Origin of the sequence: Dietzia sp. PP-33, assembly GCF_033790845.1 — a bacterium.
In the GTDB taxonomy this organism is placed as follows: domain Bacteria; phylum Actinomycetota; class Actinomycetes; order Mycobacteriales; family Mycobacteriaceae; genus Dietzia.
Map to the genome: position 1 here is coordinate 52,614 of NZ_JAMYEI010000005.1, position 15,192 is coordinate 67,805.

The 15,192-nt window shown below is 68.2% G+C and carries 13 protein-coding genes; all 13 read right to left on the bottom strand.

What is annotated here, in order from left to right; genetic code table 11:
• Window positions 1-277 precede the first annotated feature (277 nt).
• On the bottom strand, window positions 278-1,693 hold the full coding sequence (locus tag NJE57_RS10215; protein ID WP_319028298.1) for an MmgE/PrpD family protein: 1,416 nt from the start codon (window positions 1,691-1,693) through the stop codon (window positions 278-280).
• Window positions 1,690-3,060, bottom strand: coding sequence for an MmgE/PrpD family protein (locus NJE57_RS10220; RefSeq protein WP_319028299.1), 1,371 nt, complete (start codon window positions 3,058-3,060; stop codon window positions 1,690-1,692). Before NJE57_RS10220 ends, NJE57_RS10215 begins: the two co-directional genes overlap by 4 nt.
• Window positions 3,057-4,439, bottom strand: coding sequence for an FAD-dependent oxidoreductase (locus tag NJE57_RS10225; protein WP_319028519.1), 1,383 nt, complete (start codon window positions 4,437-4,439; stop codon window positions 3,057-3,059). Before NJE57_RS10225 ends, NJE57_RS10220 begins: the two co-directional genes overlap by 4 nt.
• A gap of 82 nt (window positions 4,440-4,521) precedes the next feature.
• Window positions 4,522-5,277 carry an SDR family NAD(P)-dependent oxidoreductase gene (locus tag NJE57_RS10230; RefSeq protein WP_319028300.1) on the bottom strand — a complete coding sequence of 252 codons (756 nt, stop codon included), beginning with the start codon at window positions 5,275-5,277 and terminating at the stop codon, window positions 4,522-4,524.
• Window positions 5,274-6,029: an SDR family oxidoreductase gene (locus NJE57_RS10235; protein WP_319028301.1), complete on the bottom strand. Its 756-nt coding sequence runs from the start codon at window positions 6,027-6,029 to the stop codon at window positions 5,274-5,276. The genes NJE57_RS10230 and NJE57_RS10235 overlap by 4 nt, the downstream gene beginning before the upstream one ends.
• Window positions 6,030-6,050: 21 nt before the next feature.
• Window positions 6,051-7,163 (bottom strand): alkene reductase, encoded by a 1,113-nt coding sequence (locus NJE57_RS10240; protein ID WP_319028302.1) that lies wholly within the window; start codon window positions 7,161-7,163, stop codon window positions 6,051-6,053.
• Window positions 7,160-8,641 carry an aldehyde dehydrogenase family protein gene (locus NJE57_RS10245; RefSeq protein WP_319028303.1) on the bottom strand — a complete coding sequence of 494 codons (1,482 nt, stop codon included), beginning with the start codon at window positions 8,639-8,641 and terminating at the stop codon, window positions 7,160-7,162. The genes NJE57_RS10240 and NJE57_RS10245 overlap by 4 nt, the downstream gene beginning before the upstream one ends.
• Window positions 8,642-8,724: 83 nt before the next feature.
• Window positions 8,725-9,837, bottom strand: a complete 1,113-nt coding sequence (locus tag NJE57_RS10250; RefSeq protein WP_319028304.1) for a Zn-dependent alcohol dehydrogenase — start codon at window positions 9,835-9,837, stop codon at window positions 8,725-8,727.
• A 120-nt stretch (window positions 9,838-9,957) separates the two neighbouring features.
• On the bottom strand, window positions 9,958-10,995 hold the full coding sequence (locus NJE57_RS10255; protein WP_319028305.1) for an ABC transporter permease: 1,038 nt from the start codon (window positions 10,993-10,995) through the stop codon (window positions 9,958-9,960).
• On the bottom strand, window positions 10,992-12,560 hold the full coding sequence (locus NJE57_RS10260; protein WP_319028306.1) for a sugar ABC transporter ATP-binding protein: 1,569 nt from the start codon (window positions 12,558-12,560) through the stop codon (window positions 10,992-10,994). The genes NJE57_RS10255 and NJE57_RS10260 overlap by 4 nt, the downstream gene beginning before the upstream one ends.
• A 2-nt stretch (window positions 12,561-12,562) precedes the next feature.
• Window positions 12,563-13,708, bottom strand: coding sequence for a sugar ABC transporter substrate-binding protein (locus NJE57_RS10265; protein ID WP_319028307.1), 1,146 nt, complete (start codon window positions 13,706-13,708; stop codon window positions 12,563-12,565).
• A gap of 26 nt (window positions 13,709-13,734) precedes the next feature.
• Window positions 13,735-14,595 carry an MBL fold metallo-hydrolase gene (locus NJE57_RS10270; protein WP_319028308.1) on the bottom strand — a complete coding sequence of 287 codons (861 nt, stop codon included), beginning with the start codon at window positions 14,593-14,595 and terminating at the stop codon, window positions 13,735-13,737.
• The gene (locus NJE57_RS10275; protein WP_319028309.1) at window positions 14,592-14,978 is read right to left on the bottom strand and encodes a cupin domain-containing protein; all 387 of its coding nucleotides are present in this window, start codon (window positions 14,976-14,978) and stop codon (window positions 14,592-14,594) included. The genes NJE57_RS10270 and NJE57_RS10275 overlap by 4 nt, the downstream gene beginning before the upstream one ends.
• Window positions 14,979-15,192 lie beyond the last annotated feature (214 nt).

Sequence of the window (15,192 nt, forward strand, 5' to 3'; positions counted from 1 at the left end):
TCGCGGTGCGCCGCGGGGTGTCCCGGGAGCGCCGCGACCTCCATGCGCGCCCGGGCGTCACGATCGGGCCATCGCGATGGCAGTCGGTGGCACCTTGTTGGGGCCGGGGACGGCGGAGCGAATGACGGATATGCACATCGGTGGGATTCCTGACGCTCTGGCCCTCGGCTGGGGAGAATCCCCGCGGCTACTCCGAGCGTACAACGGACCTCGCAGACCTGAGACCGCTATCTCATCAGGCAACGGGCCACGAGCCTGGGTCGCGCGGCCTGAGTGGCTACCGCTGGCCGGCGCCGGCCGCTCCACGCAACAGTGCACTCAGCGCAGTGAGGTCCAGCGACGGCCCGTCCAGCACCGCCTCTACGAGCTCCGCCGACGCGGCCGCCGTCCAACCCGCCTCGCGCAGGTTCTTCTCGGCCTTCGCGCGAATGGCGTCCTCCGAGACCGGTCGTCCGGCGCCGCCGAGGATGTCCCGAACCGTCGCGGTGAGCACGCGCCCGTCGGTGGTCCGCGCGTCCACCCGAGCCGGATAACGGGCGGGGAATCCGGAGTCGTCCCAGATCTCGTAGGTGATCCGGCTGGCGACCTCCGCCCGTTCGCCCCCGATCGGCTCGGTGAACAGAGAGTTACCGATCTCGCCGTCGACCAGCCGCGCCGCGAGGACGTACGGCAGGCTCCACCGCGCGTCATGCCCGCTCGGCGGCGCCTGCCTGTGGGCCCACGGTTCGGCGATCACCGGTGCGGCCCCGGCGGGGACATAGCAGTGCACCGCGTCGATGTCCGAGGGGCGCAGGCCATCCGCCAGCAGCTGCTCGACGGCCTCCACGAACGGATGGATGAAGTGACAACACGGGATCAGCTTGTACGCGGCGTCCGGGAGGTGCCACTTCTGACCGAGGTCGTCCAGCAACGCGTCGAGTCTGTCAGCCGCCCCGGGGTCGTCCGCGAACAGAGAGTAGAAGCCGTAGTCGCCGTCGAGCACTCTCGACGGTCCCGTGATCCCCGCTCTGGCGAGGTCGGCCGCCCACAGCCCCGAGTGGGCGGCCCATGCCGGCTGAGCGGCTTTGACCGTCGCGCCTTCCGCGAGGAAGGCGAACGTCCCGCCCGGTTGGCTGCCGGCGATGCCGAGTGCGTCGACGCCGTGAGCGGTGTCCCCCCGAATCAGGATCGAGACCAGTGCCGCGACGAACGGTCCCGCGGCGCTCGTGGTCTGGAAACCCCGCGCCTGGAGGGTCCCCGGGCTGGCCAGTCCCATCCGGATGAGGACCTCCCACCCGATGGCGTACGCCGCCGTCATCCGGTCGCCATCGGAACCGCTCATCTCCGCCGAGGCCAGCGCGGCCGACGTCAGGGTCGAGCTGCCGTGCATCACAGAGGCGACGTGGGTGTCGTCGAACTCCAACGAGTGGATGAGGGCGCCGTTGGCCAGCGCCGCGACCGGGGCCGGGGACCCGTCCGGTCGGCCGAGCACGGTGCAGGGGCCGTGGCCCGCCGCGTCCGCGATCCCGGTGACGGTCCGGACGGGACCACTGACCGACCCGAGGATCCCGACTCCCAGACTGTCGAGGAGATGAAGTCTGGCGGAGGTGAGGACGGCGTCCGGGACGGAGTCCATCGCACTGACGGCCGCAGCCACCAGCTTCTCCGAGAGCGTCACAGCCGCAGCCGGGGAAGTGCCCGGGAGGGAGCTCATCGACCCGCCTCCGGCACCAGCGCGGACAGGATGGCAGCCCAGGGCTCGCTCCCTGCCACCTCGCCGTCGACGATCTGCGCTGCGACACGTGAGAAATCCGGGAGGTGCCGGGCCGTGAGGTCCCCGGCCTTCTCCAACACCTCCGCCTCGCCGAGTGGCCTGTCCGGCCCACCGACGGCGCTGAGGCACTCGGCGCGGCGTTGCGTACCGTCCACGTACCGGACCGTGACACTGGCGGGGCGGTCGTGGGGTGGCTCCGGTAGGGGTTCGTACGCCGTCAGGTCCACCCGTTCCCTCAGCGCGGCGACAGTGGGGTCGGTCAGGTTCCCGGAAGCGAAGACCGCGGCGTCCGCGGATCCGGTCGCCAACACCGCCGCCACCACATGCGGGACGGAGAACTTGCCGCCGAGGGCCGTAGTGGGGGCCCGGTCGTCGAGGGCCATCGCCAGCGGATGAGTGTCGACGTCGATCGCGACGACGTCCCCCGGGGACTCCAGTGGCGAGCCCTCGCAGATCTCGAGCGCGCACTCGAGGGCGGCATGTGTGTACTGACATGCGGCGTAGCGCTTGTGGTAGCCGTCGATGATCGCCCAGGAACCACGGTCCGATGACAGTTCGCCGGGATCGACGTCCTGCCCGTATGTCGTGCCGAAGATGTCGAACAGCGTGACGGCGTCCCCGCGGAGGCCGGCTGCGGCGGCGTCGGAGGCGAGGAATCCCAGTACCGCTCCTCCCCCGGCCCAGACGTTGCGGACCTGCGCCCCCGAAGTCGCGTGTCGGAACGGGCCGGCCATGCTCATGGTGGCCGCCGCATCCACTGCGTCGAGGACCGCGCCACCGCTCCTCGTCCGGAGCCAGGTCACTGCTGCGGCGGCGCCGATCGGCGAGAGCGTCGCGTGCGGATGCAGGACCAGCGGCCGCGGGGCCGGGAAGGCGCGGGCCACCGCGGTGGCGACCTCGTACCCCACGACGACAGCGCTCAGGAGTTCGTCGAGCGAGGCACCTGTGGCCTCGGACTCCGCCATCGCCGCCGGGAGCGCGTACAGACCCCCGTGACACGTGGCGGGCCGGTATCCCTCGTCCAGCTCGTCCCACCCGGCTGCGACCGCGTTCGCGGCGGCCGCGCGCTCGCGTGGGGCTCGACCGCCGGCGACGACGGTCGCCTCCCCGTGCACGTCGCCTCGGGTCATCGCCTCGGAGAAGTCCCGGATCTCGCTGTGCTGCCGGCCGAAGACCATCGCCGCGAGGTCGTCGACGACAACCAGGGCAGCTTTCCTGCTCAGCTGCGGGTCGTCACCGATCGGATCCCCGGACACCCGTGCCGCCAGCTGTTCGCGCCACTCGTGCCACTGCGCCGGCGCACTCATCCGACGGCCGTCGCAGCGGCACCGGCCAGCTGACCCAGGCCGATCGCCGTCAGGAGCCCGTTCCCCGACGAGTACCCACGGCCTCCGGCCTGGCCGCTCACCCCGGCGGCGACCCCGCCGACGGCGAGCAGACCCCGAACCGTGGTTCCGTCGCTGCGCAGGACCCTGCCCTCCTCGTCGATCCGCAATCCGCCCTGGGTGTGGAACAGCCCCGGTGTCACCCTCGCCGCCACGTAGGGCGGCGTGAGTGGCGCCATGGCGAACTCGGTCCGCCCGTGCTCGTCGTCGCGGTCTCCACGCGCCGCGGCCCCGTAGTTCTCCAGGGTGCGGATCAGCGCGTCCTCGGGGGCACCGGTCACCGCCGCGAGGTCCGCGACTGACGCGCACTCCTTGGCGCCGCCCATCTCGACGAGATCGCGGAACTCGTCCTCGAGCGCGGTCACATCTCTGATGCGGGTGTCGAACACCGCCCAGATGGGACCCTGCCCGGCCAAGACCTCGGTGGTGAACCCGGAATACCCGACGATCTCGTCGCCGAGGCGCTGCCCGGTGGAGTCGACGAGCACTCCGCCCTTCTCCACGGTGGTCCAGGACAGGATGTTGCCGTACGGGTAGGCCACCGCGGCATATCCCTGGTAGGCCTGCCGGTTCTCGAGTTCGCCCCCGAGCTCCAACCCCCACTCGATCGCCTCCCCCGTCGACCCGGGAGCACCGAAGTACTCCAGCTCGGCGAGTTCCGGTGCCCACCTGCCCACGAGCGCCCGATTGGCGGCGAAGCCGTTGGCCGCGAGGATGACCGCGTGTGAGCGCAGCGTGTACTCCTGCACCCGTTCACCGGCCACCCGGACGCCGCAGACGACGCCGTCCTCGACCAGCAGACCGGCGACGGGGTTCCCGGTGACCACCTCTACGCCTGCTCGGCCGCACGCGGCCAGAAGGTCGTCGACCAGGTCCTGACCCCGTCGTGACGGCGGGGCGTGTAACCGGTTGACCGAGTGACCGACGTGCTTGTACTCCCTGATCAGCTTGAGATCGATCCCGTGGGTGTCCACGAGCCAGTCCACCAGCGCGCCCGAGGTCTCCGACAACCGTCTGGTCAGATGCTCCGCCTCGTGGGGACCGCTCTGCCGGAGCAGGTCGGCGGTCATCCGCTCGGCATCGTCGTCCACCCCCGCGTCACGCTGCTGACGGGTTCCGGCGCCCGGGATGGATCCGGTGGACAGCGCGGTGTTGCCACCGGGGGTGTCGAGCTTCTCGAGAACAACGACGGACGCGCCCGAATCCGCGGCGGCCAGGGCCGCTGTCAGACCACCGCCGCCTGCGCCGACGACGACGACGTCGATATCGACGTCGGGTTGGGCTGAGACCTCATTGACCATCTGCACGACACCTTTTCCTTCTACCTATATCGACTGATGTGCGGCCGGGAAGACCACTACACACGCGTGACGAGCAGACCGCTCATCCGGGCACCCTCGCCATGAGGCCGCCGTCGACCAATATCGGGGTCCCCGTCACGAACGCCGCATCGGGCGAGAAGAGGAACGAGATGGCTCCGGCGACATCCTCCGGGCTACCCATTCGTCCCAGTGGTGCGGCTGCGGCCGCACCCGCCGCCGCCCCGTCCGGGTCGTCCTGCTCGTCGAAGAACCCCTGGAGGTTGGGGGTGAGGATGAACCCGGGGCAGACCGCGTTCACGCGGATGCCGTGGGCGGCGCCGTCGAGCGCCATCGCCTTGGTGAGGGCCAGAACCGCTCCCTTGGAAGCCACGTAGGCGGCGTCCTGCGGGAACGCGGCGAAGGACGCCGTCGACGCCACCAGCACGATGCTGCCGCCGCCCGGGACCATCGCCGGCCACAGGTGGCGGTTCAGCGCGTAGATGCTGGTGAGGTTGACGTCCATCTGACGCTGCCACTGCTCGGGCGTGAGCTGGTCCAGTGCACCGACGATCGTCTGCCCCGCGTTGTGCAACACGCCCGTGGGCGGGCCGTGCTCGTCGATCAACGCCGGCAGTGTGTTCTCGACCGCGACGGGATCCGTGATGTCGAACGCCGCGTATCGTGCATCGTCACCGCACTCGGCGGCCGCCTCCGCGAGCCGGTCCTCGTTCCGCCCCAGGAGGACGACCCGGTAGCCGTCGGCAGCCAGACGTACCGCAGCCCCGCGGCCGATCCCCGAGCTCGCGCCGGAGACGTAGGCGGTTCCTCGCCGGCTCATTCCGCACCTCCCATGGGCAGCGCGGGCTCGCCGGCGGTCCAGCCACCGTCGACCGGCATGACCACTCCGGTGACCGCGGACGCGGCGGGAGAGGCCAGGAACGCGATGACAGCCCCGATCTCCTCGGTCTCGAACATGCGTCCCAGCGGGACCCGGCGCGACACCGCGGCGTCCAGCTCCGGGGTCATCTGCTGCTTGGCCATGGGGGTCAGGGTGAACCCCGGGCAGATGGCATTGACGCGGATTCCGGTCGGGGCCCAGTCGATTGCCATGGACCGCGTGAGCGCCGCGACCGCGCCCTTGGACGCCGAGTAGGCCGACTGGTCGGGCAGGCTCACCAGTGCAGCCTGGGAGGCGATGTTGACGACCGCGCCCCCGGATGCGGCCAGCGCCTGATGCAGGGCCTGGCTGGCGTGGACGACGCCCATCACGTTGACGTTGAAGCACTTCTGGAAATCCTGCGGGTCCACGCTCTCGAACGGCAGGTTCGGCGTGATCACGCCGGCGCAGTTCACCAGGGCGTCCACCGTGCCGTGCCGGGCCAGAACGGCCTGCGCGGCCGCCTGCACGGACTCGGAATCGGTGAGATCGAGCGGATCTGCCTCCGGGGTGCCCGCGAGGTCCCACCCGACGACGGTCGCGCCCTGTGCGCGGAGGACCTCGACAGCGGTGGCACCGATTCCGGACGCCGCGCCGGTGACCACCACCACCTTGCCGCCGAGTGGTGCCGGGATCGTTTTCTGGTCGGACATGATCTTCTCCTGACGAGGTCGCTAGTGCTGTGTTGCCGGGTAGTCGATGTATCCGCGGTCACCACCGGTGTAGAAGGTGGACTCGTCCCAGGTGTCCCGTTCGATCCCGTGTCGCCACCGGTCGAGCAGGTCGGGGTTGGAGATGAACAACCTGCCCACGCTGACCAGATCGGCCTGCCCGGAATCCAGGAGCGGCTCGAGGTCCGCTCTCTCGCTCGTCCCGTGGAACCCGGTGTTCAGCATGTACGTCGTGCTCCAACGCTCCCGGAGCGTCTCATGCAGCGGGGTCGACCGGCGGCGCAGAGTGTGCAGGTAGGCGAGCCCCAGTTCGTCGATCTGATCGATCAGGGCGACATAGGTCTCGTCGTTGCCCTTGTCGGACATGTCGTTGAACTGGCCTCCCGGTGAGATGCGCAACCCCACCCGGTCGCCACCGATCCGGTCACAGACCGCCCGGAGCAACTCCACGACGAATCGCGCCCGTGCCTCGGGGCTCCCTCCGTAACCGTCGGTGCGCTGGTTGGTGCCCGGTGAGAGGAACTGGTGGGGCAGGTAGCCGTTGGCGCCGTGGATCTCGACCCCGTCCATCCCGGCACGCACCGCCCGCTCCGAGGCGTCGGCGAAATCCCTGATGATCGCGTCGATCCCGTCCTGGTCGAGCTCGGTGGGCACGGGAGCCGGGACCATCACCCGGTCGATGGTCTCGACCTCGATGTCGGCCCGGATAGGACTCGGTGCGACCACCTTCCCGCCGGGAGGCATGAAGCTCTCGTGGCTCATCCGGCCCGTGTGCATGAGTTGGCAGAAGATCTTCCCGCCCTTCGCGTGCACGGCGTCCGCGACCTTGGCCCACTGCGATTCCTGCCGGTCGTCGTGGATGCCGGGCGTCCCCGGGTACCCCTGTCCCGCCGAGGACGGCTGGGTGGCCTCCGAGACGATGAGACCGGCGCCGGCGCGCTGTTCGTAGTACGTCACGGCAGACTCGGGCAGGACCCCGTCGTCGTCCGCGCGGTTCCGGGTCATCGGGGCCATGACAACCCGGTTCGCCAACTCGATCCGACCCAGTCGCCATGGTTCGAAAAGGCGCGAGGTCGTGGTCGGGTCCCCGCTCACGGTCTCCACGTTCCCGTTCACTCGGCGATGTCCACACACACGGTCTTCACGTCCGTGTAGTCGTGGAGGACCTCATGACCCATCTCGCGGCCCCAGCCCGACTCCTTCATGCCGCCGAAGGGCATGCTCGGGTCGAAGATCCCGTAGGTGTTGACCCACACCGTGCCCGCCCGGAGCCTCGCGGCGACACGGTGCGCACGTCCCACGCTCCCGGTCCAGACGCCGGCGGCCAGGCCGTACCTCGTGTCGTTCGCGAGCCCGACGACCTCGTCCTCCGAGCTGAACCGCGACACCACCACCACCGGGCCGAAGATCTCCTCCTTGATGATCCTCGAGTCCTGGTCCGCGTCGGCGAGCACCGTGGGTTCGATGAAGTACCCGCGGTCGCCCTTGCGCGATCCACCGGTGAGGACCGTGCCCTCGCTTCGACCCACCTCGAGGTAGGAGGACACGGTGTCGAACTGCGTCTTGCTGGCCACTGGTCCGATCTCGCTGGAGGGATCGAAGCCGTCTCCGACGGTGATCTGCTCCGCCTTCTCGACGAGTCGTGCCACGACCTCGTCGTACACGTCGTCGTGGACGTACAGCCGCGAACCGGCCGCGCAGGCCTGGCCGGCGTTGTAGAAGATCGCGTTCGACGAACCCGCGACGGCCTTGTCCAGGTCTGCATCCGGGAAGATGATGTTCGCGCTCTTGCCACCGAGTTCGAGCGTCACGCGCTTGAGGTTGCCCCCCGCGGCGTCGAGGATCCGGCGCCCCGTCGCGGTCGAACCGGTGAAGGAGACCTTGTCGATACCCGGGTGCTCGGAGATCGCCTGCCCGGCCGTGGGACCGAATCCGTTGACCACGTTGAGCACCCCGGGAGGGATGCCCGCCTCGAGAGCGAGGTGAGCCAACCGGAGGGCGGACAGGGGTGTGGCCTCGGCAGGCTTGAGCACCACGGTGTTGCCCGCGGCCAGCGCGGGGGCCAGCTTCCAGGCGGTGATGACGAGCGGGAAGTTCCACGGCACGATCAGGCCGACCACGCCGAGGGGCTCGCGGCGGGTGTAGGTGTGATACTCGCCCGGCGCCGAGATCGGGATCGTCTCACCCTCGATCTTGGTCGCGTACCCGGACATGTAGTGGTAGAGACCGGCGGCGGTGGGGATGTCCCCGTCGCGGGCGGCGAGGTACGGCTTGCCCTGGTCGAGTGTCTCGACCCTGGCCATCTCCTCGGCGTCGGCGAGCAGCAGGTCGCCGAGACGCCAGATCGCCGCCGCCCGCTCCTTCGGCTTCATCCTCGACCACGGCCCGTTCTCGAAGGCCTCCCGCGCCGCCGTGACGGCCCGGTCGACGTCCTCGGCGCGGCCCTCGGCCACCTTGGTGAACGCCTCCCCGGTGGCGGGGTTGATCGAGTCGAACTCGGCCCCCGCGAGACCGTCCACCCATTCCCCGCCGATGTGCAGTCGGGTGTGTTCGATCGGCTTGCCGGCGTCCGGCATGTCCTGCGAAGTCGTCATCTTCAATCCTTACGTTGCTGCGTGTGTGCCACGGGGTGGCGGTGTGCCGGGCAGGTGGCTCCGGTGGGGTGTGAGACCCGGGTTCAGTGCTCGTGGACGACGACGCCGCGGATGTTGCGGCCGGCGTGCATGTCCTCGACGGCCTGGTTGATGTCGTCCAGCTTGTAGCGGGTGGTCACCAGCTCGTCGAGCTTGATGCTGCCCGTCCGGTACATGTCGAACAGTCGTGGGATGTCGCCCAGCGGACGGCAGTTGCCGTACATGACGCCCTTGATGGACTTGGCGAGGTTCGTCATGTCCTGGGGGCTCACGGTCAGCGAGCGCTCGTGGGAGCCCACGGACACCAGCACCAGGCTGCCGGCCTTGCCGACGGTGTCGAAGCCCTGGCCGATGATGTCCCCGTCGACCCTCCCGACAGTGACGATCGTGACATCGACACCCTGGCCGTTGGTGAGCTGGTCGATCAGCGGACGGGCCTCGTCGATCGAGGTGAACGCCGCTGTGGCGCCGAAGTCGGCCGCCCGCTCCATCTTGTACTCGGCCGGGTCCACCACGATGATGTGATCGGCTCCGGCGTGCTTGGCACCCTGCACCGCGTTCGCGCCGACGCCACCCAGCCCCATGACCAGGACGACGTCACCGGGTCGGACCGGAGCCGCGTTGACGGCGGCGCCGTAGCCGGTCGCCACACCGCACGAGACCAGGCAGGCGAGGTCGAACGGGATGTCGTCGGGCAGCTTGACCGCCTGCGTCTCGTGGCAGACGAGGTAGTTGGAGAACGACCCGAGTCGGGTGACCCCGCCGATCGGGTTGCCCTCGGTGTCGTGGAACCGGGCGGTGCCGTCCATCGCCATGCCGGTTTCCATGCCCGCACCGTTGTTACAGATGTAGCTCTGGCCGCGGACGCAGTACTTGCACACACCACAGGCCGGGATGAACAGGGTGGCGATGTGGTCGCCGGGCTTGACGCGGGTGACCCGGGAGCCCACCTTCTCGACGATGCCGGCGCCCTCGTGGCCGCCCACCATGGGCAGGTTGACCGGGATGTCACCGGTGACGAAGTGATCGTCGGAATGGCACAGGCCACTGGCCATGACCTTGACGAGGATCTCGTCCTCGGCGGGTTCACTCACCTCGAGATCCTGGACCTGCCACTGTCCGCCGACCTCGTGGATTACTGCTCCGCGTGCCTTCATTGTCTGTTCCCTTTCCGTTGCCGACGAGTAGTCGGGGTGTCTGGCGTGCCCGGTTCTCGATGACCGGGTTCTGCGTTCGGCACCACGTGGGGCGCGAACCCGACGTGGGCGCGGCTCCGACTAGCCGCTCTGGACCTGTGTCCTGCGGATCCGCTCACCGCGGGTACGGATGACCTTGGACAGGATGACCGCGATCACCAGTGCACCTCCGTAGAAGAGCTCCTGCACGTACTGCTGCGCCCCGAGGAGCTGCAGACCGGTGATGCCGGTGACCAGGAAGTACACCGCGATGAACGTGCCCCAGGGGTTGAACCGGCCGATCTTGAGCACCGTTGATCCGAGGAAGCAGGCGGCGAACACCGGAAGGAGGAACGCGCTCCCGGACACGGGGTCCGCGCTCGCAGTGTTCCCGGCGTAGACCACGCCGGCGAGGCCGGCGAAACCCGAGGAGATGATGAGGGCGCGCCAACGCAGGCCCTTGACGTTCACGCCGTTGAGACGGGCGACCTCGCTGCCCTGACCGACGAACAGCAGTCGCTGGCCGAAGGCCGAGTGGTCGAAGATGTACCACACGAGCAGGCACAGGATCACCGCGTAGTAGAAGCCGATCGGGACAGAGAGGAACGGCCGGGTGAGCACCGCGTCCGTGAGGTCCCTGTCGATGCCGCTGATGGTGACCGAACCCGAGATGAAGTAGATGAAACCCTGGACGACCGTCCCCACGCCGAGCGTGACGATGAACGAGTGGATGTCGAACTTGGTGACGATGTATCCGTTGACGATCCCGACGACGAGGCTCGCCAGTATCGCGACGAGCACCGCCGCCCAGATGTTCCATCCTTCTCTGACGTTGAGGACGGCCACCAGCACCATCGACATGTTCAACGTGGTCGCCACCGACAGGTCGAAGTCGCCCGCACGGAGTGGGAAGACCAACCCGAGAGCGAGTATCAGCAGGACGACCTGCGAGCCGAGCATGTTGGCGACGTTCGCGGTGGTGGGGAACGTCTCAGGGGCCAGAAAACTGAACGCGAGGATCAGCACGACCCACACGCCCAGGAGCGCGAACCGCTCCGGCTGGGCCGGTCCCTTGACTGCCTGCGTTGCCGACCGGGATGCGGTCGCCGTTCCCGCATGGTTCTTCTCCGAGGCGGTCATGCCACTTCCTCCGAATAGACGGCGGACGCCAGGGCGTCCTTGGTGATCTGGTCTCCGCGCAGTTCCGCGCGGATCTGTCCTTGGTCGAGGACGACGACACGGTCAGCCATCTCGACCAGCTGTTCGTAGTCCGTTGTCGCACACAGGACCGCCATGCCCTTCTGGGTGGCTTCGCGGACGAGTTTGAAGATCTCGCGACGGGCTCCCACATCGACGCCCTGGGTCGGCTCGTTGAGCAGCATGACCGCGGGCTCGGTGTCCATCCACTTGCCGATGAGCACCTTCTGTTGGTTGCCTCCACTGAGGTGACCGAACATCGCGGAGGAGTCCTGGGGTTTGACCTTGAGTCGCTCCAGGGTCTCGTCAGCCTGTCGGCGCAGTGCTGACCAGTCGATCAACGCCCCTCCCGCACGCCGACCGAGGAACGGCAGTGACATGTTCTCGAGAACACTCAGCTCGAGAGATCCGCCCTGTTCCTTGCGGTTCGCGGGGATGAGAACGACCCCGGCGTCCATGGATCTGGCAGGGCTGGGGTTGCGCACCTCACTCCCCTCGCGCTCGATCGTCCCCGACTTGGCCACCCGGGCACCGAACAGCAGGTCGGGCAGTTCCTCCGTACCGGAGCCGGCCAGTCCCGTCACCCCGACGACCTCGCCCGCGTACACATCGAGGTCGAGGTTGTTCACCCGCTCACCCGTGAGTGAGCGGGCGGACAACACGGGCGGGGCATCGGAATCGATGACGGCGTCGTGCTTGGCCAGGTGCTCGGCTTTCGAACCGAGGATCAGGCTGACCAGATCGTCCCGCGTGGCGCCACGGGTCTCCCGGGTGCCGGCGAGCTCCCCGTTCCGGAAGACGGTCACCCGGTCGGTGACCTGCAGGATCTCGTCGAGATCATGGGAGACGAGCAGCACCGCGTCGCCGCGTTCGCGGAGACGATCGAGGACGTCGAACAGGACGTCGACCTCCTGACGCGGCAGGAATACGGTGGGCTCGTCCAGAACCAGGATCTGGGGTCGCCCCGGTTCGGACCCCAGTTCCTGCCCGCCCACCGCACGGACAACGGCCAACATCGCGCGCTGCACGGGCGTGAGCATGTCGATCGTCGCGTCCGGATGGATGTCGACCCCGAACCGGTCGAGCAACTCACCTACCCGCTCGCGTTCCTGTTTCCACGGGACCCGCTTGAGCCCCACCGCTGTACCTCCGGAATCCAGAGCCATGTGCTCCAGTACCGTCCCGGAGGGGGCGAGTCCGAGATCCTGGTGGACGAACCCCAGGCCGTGGTCGCGGAGGCCGCGAGCCCCGAACGGGGTCGACACCCGGGCCCCGTGCACCGTGACCTCGCCTGAATCGGCGTCATGGACACCGGCGAGGACCTTGATCAGGGTTGACTTGCCGCTGCCGTTCGCGCCCAGTAGCCCGTGCACTTCCCCGGGATACATCGCCAGGTCGACACCGCTCAACGCGTAGACGCCGTTGAACGACTTCGTGAGTTGGTGGATCTGCAGTAGAGGTGCCCGCTCCGCGGCGTCGGCCCCGGAGGATGGCTGCTGGGCGGTCATGATCAGCTCAGCCCCCAGAGCTCGCGGTAGGCGTCGCGGTACTCGTCACCGAAGCCCTCGCCGCTGCGGGGCGGGTTGCCGGTCTCCTCGACGTTGGTCTCGTCGATGACACGCACCGGCCCGGAGACACCCGGCACGGGCTCCTCACCGAGCATCGCCCGGAACGCCGTGTCGATGTTGACGTGCGCGACCCAGTCCGGGTTCTCCGCGACGTTCATCGCGACCGTCCCGTCGGCGACCATCTTCAGAATCGACGGGGTTCCGTTGAAAGTGAAGATCGGCACGTCGCGACCGCCGGCAGCCTGCTGGATCCCGGGCGCCGCGTAGGTGGCCATGTTGTCGTAGATGGGGAGTACCGCGTTGATCGTCGGATCCCTGAGCAGGTTCGACTGGACCTCGTCCTGGATCCGGGTCGCCCACTGCGGGACGGCCACGTTCATCACGGTGGCCTTGGAGCCCTCGGGGCCGAACTCGTCGAGCACCTGCTGCATGGTCCCGACCATGTCCTCGGCCGGTCCGGTCTCGGACGACTCGATGATGAGCGCGTTGACCGGCGCGCCCTCGTGATGGGCGATCGCGTCGAGGGCCATCAATCGCGCGGCCAGGTTGAACGGGGCGAAGGCCTCGTACTCGAGCCCCTCGGAGGTCTCGTCCTCCATGTCGTTGATGTGCAGTGGCACGACCGGGATCCCGGCGTCCCGGGCCGCATCGATCTGCGGGCCGAGCGTCTCCGGAAGGGGGCCGTTGAGCAGGATGGCGCCGGCACCGGAGTTGATCGCCTGCTGGATACCCTGCTGGTAGGAGGTCTGGGTGCCGTCCGAGGGGAACGTCACGAAGTCGACGCCGGCCTCGGCCGCGACCTCGGCCATCGCCGTCTCGCCGTCGGCGTAGAACTCCGCGCCGCTGTCGATCGGGATGCTGTAGATCGTCTCGCCGTCGAGCTCGCTGACGTCGATCGGGGCACCGAGATCGTCGGGGGTCGGAACCGCCCTGTACTCGTCGACCATCTCAGCGGCTTCCTGGGCCAGGGCCTCGCCGTCGGCGGTCGCGTTGGCCGATCCACCTCCCGTCCCGGAATCTGCTCCACATCCGGCGAGAACGAGGGTGGTGGCGGCGGCCACAGCCACCATTGACTTGCTGATCTTCATGTCTACTCCATCACTCGAGGGGGTCGTTACCGGGCGAGCTCGGGCCGCTCGGAAAGGTCGTGGTAGATACGTGCGATCGAGTTGCGCTGGAACATCTCGATCAGCGGATCCGGATAGCCGGCGTAGTCGTCGTTACCGATGTGGATGAGATCCTCGAACCGGATCTCGTCGCAGGCCTGCTCGAGGGAGTGGCCGGCGCCGATGGCGGCGGCGACCTGACCGGCCACATCCCGCCCCCACTGTCGGTAGCGCTCGACCGCGGATCGGTCGGTGACCTCGCCGTGTCCGGGTACGAGGACGTCGAAGTCGTAGGCCTCGACGGCGTCGATCGCGTCGAACCAGTCCCACAGCCGGCAGTCCTGGAACGACGGGAGGCTGGACTCGCACACGATGTCCCCGGTGAAGATCACGCCGTCCTCCGGGAGGTAGGCGAGCAGACTGTTCGCCGTGTGTCCGGGCTGGAAACGCAGCTCCAGGTGGACATCGCCCAGGTGCAGGTCCAGACGATCCTGGAAGACCACCTCGGGAACGCGCACCGAATAGGTCGGCAGCAGATCCACGGCGTCGGGGTCGATGACCTCGAAGAGGTCGCGCAGGTACTCCTGTGTCGGCGCGTCCCGGAGGAGGCGATCCCTCGTACCCCGGTGAGAGACGATCTCCCCGCCCATCCAGAAATTGCCGATGGTGTGGTCCGGATGATGGTCCGTGTTGACCACGAAGCGGGTGGTCCCGAAGCCGTCGACGACCTTCCGCCAGGCCTGCGCGTCGGTCGGCTTGTGCGGCGTGTCGACCAGTGCGACTCCGTCGGCCCCCGTGATGATCGAGTTGTTCGAACCAAGGTATGCGGTCTCCACGTGGACGTGCGGGCTGACCTGCTGCACGCTCATGCGTTCTCCTCCCCGCCCGGATCGGGCATGGACGAGGAACCGACGAAGCCGAGGAGGTTCTCGATACGGGTGGGGGCGAAGATCTCGATGAACTCCGCTTCACCCTCGATGCTGCGGCCGCCGTGGGGGACGTTGCGCGGGAGGATGGCGATCTCTCCCGGCTCGAGGGTGAACTCGTCGTCCTCGACGGTGAAGATGATCTTGCCCTTGGTGACGATGACCGTCTGCTCGCAGTCCGGGTGGGAGTGGGTCGGGACCACGGTCGGATGGATCCATCGGATCCGGTTGACGCCGGTCTCTTTGCCGGTCATCGCGGTACGGAAATTGTTGGTCAGCACTTCCCTCTCGGGAAGGTCGTCCCATCGTGCTCGAAACGAGCTCATCGGATCTCTCCTGTTTCCATTGGGGCGCCCACGCGGGCTGCCGCTGGGATCGCCCTCTGTGATAGAACCCACATTATTCTGTCGTCTGCTAACTGTCAACAGTTTTATGGCGAGATGCCGTTTCCATTGCGTTAAAGGCTCACGAGGCGGGTTACGCGGTCGAAACACGCCCTACCAGCAGAAATGCGCAGGGAGAACGGCGTGAAAATAAACG

Excerpts from the sequence above, each read along its gene's own strand:
- NJE57_RS10215 (WP_319028298.1), bottom strand. The coding sequence starts at position 1,693 with ATGAGCTCCCTCCCGGGCACTTCCCCGGCTGCGGCTGTGACGCTCTCG.
- NJE57_RS10220 (WP_319028299.1), bottom strand. The coding sequence starts at position 3,060 with ATGAGTGCGCCGGCGCAGTGGCACGAGTGGCGCGAACAGCTGGCGGCA.
- NJE57_RS10225 (WP_319028519.1), bottom strand. The coding sequence starts at position 4,439 with ATGGTCAATGAGGTCTCAGCCCAACCCGACGTCGATATCGACGTCGTC.
- NJE57_RS10230 (WP_319028300.1), bottom strand. The coding sequence starts at position 5,277 with ATGAGCCGGCGAGGAACCGCCTACGTCTCCGGCGCGAGCTCGGGGATC.
- NJE57_RS10235 (WP_319028301.1), bottom strand. The coding sequence starts at position 6,029 with ATGTCCGACCAGAAAACGATCCCGGCACCACTCGGCGGCAAGGTGGTG.
- NJE57_RS10245 (WP_319028303.1), bottom strand. The coding sequence starts at position 8,641 with ATGACGACTTCGCAGGACATGCCGGACGCCGGCAAGCCGATCGAACAC.
- NJE57_RS10250 (WP_319028304.1), bottom strand. The coding sequence starts at position 9,837 with ATGAAGGCACGCGGAGCAGTAATCCACGAGGTCGGCGGACAGTGGCAG.
- NJE57_RS10255 (WP_319028305.1), bottom strand. The coding sequence starts at position 10,995 with ATGACCGCCTCGGAGAAGAACCATGCGGGAACGGCGACCGCATCCCGG.
- NJE57_RS10260 (WP_319028306.1), bottom strand. The coding sequence starts at position 12,560 with ATGACCGCCCAGCAGCCATCCTCCGGGGCCGACGCCGCGGAGCGGGCA.
- NJE57_RS10265 (WP_319028307.1), bottom strand. The coding sequence starts at position 13,708 with ATGAAGATCAGCAAGTCAATGGTGGCTGTGGCCGCCGCCACCACCCTC.
- NJE57_RS10270 (WP_319028308.1), bottom strand. The coding sequence starts at position 14,595 with ATGAGCGTGCAGCAGGTCAGCCCGCACGTCCACGTGGAGACCGCATAC.
- NJE57_RS10275 (WP_319028309.1), bottom strand. The coding sequence starts at position 14,978 with ATGAGCTCGTTTCGAGCACGATGGGACGACCTTCCCGAGAGGGAAGTG.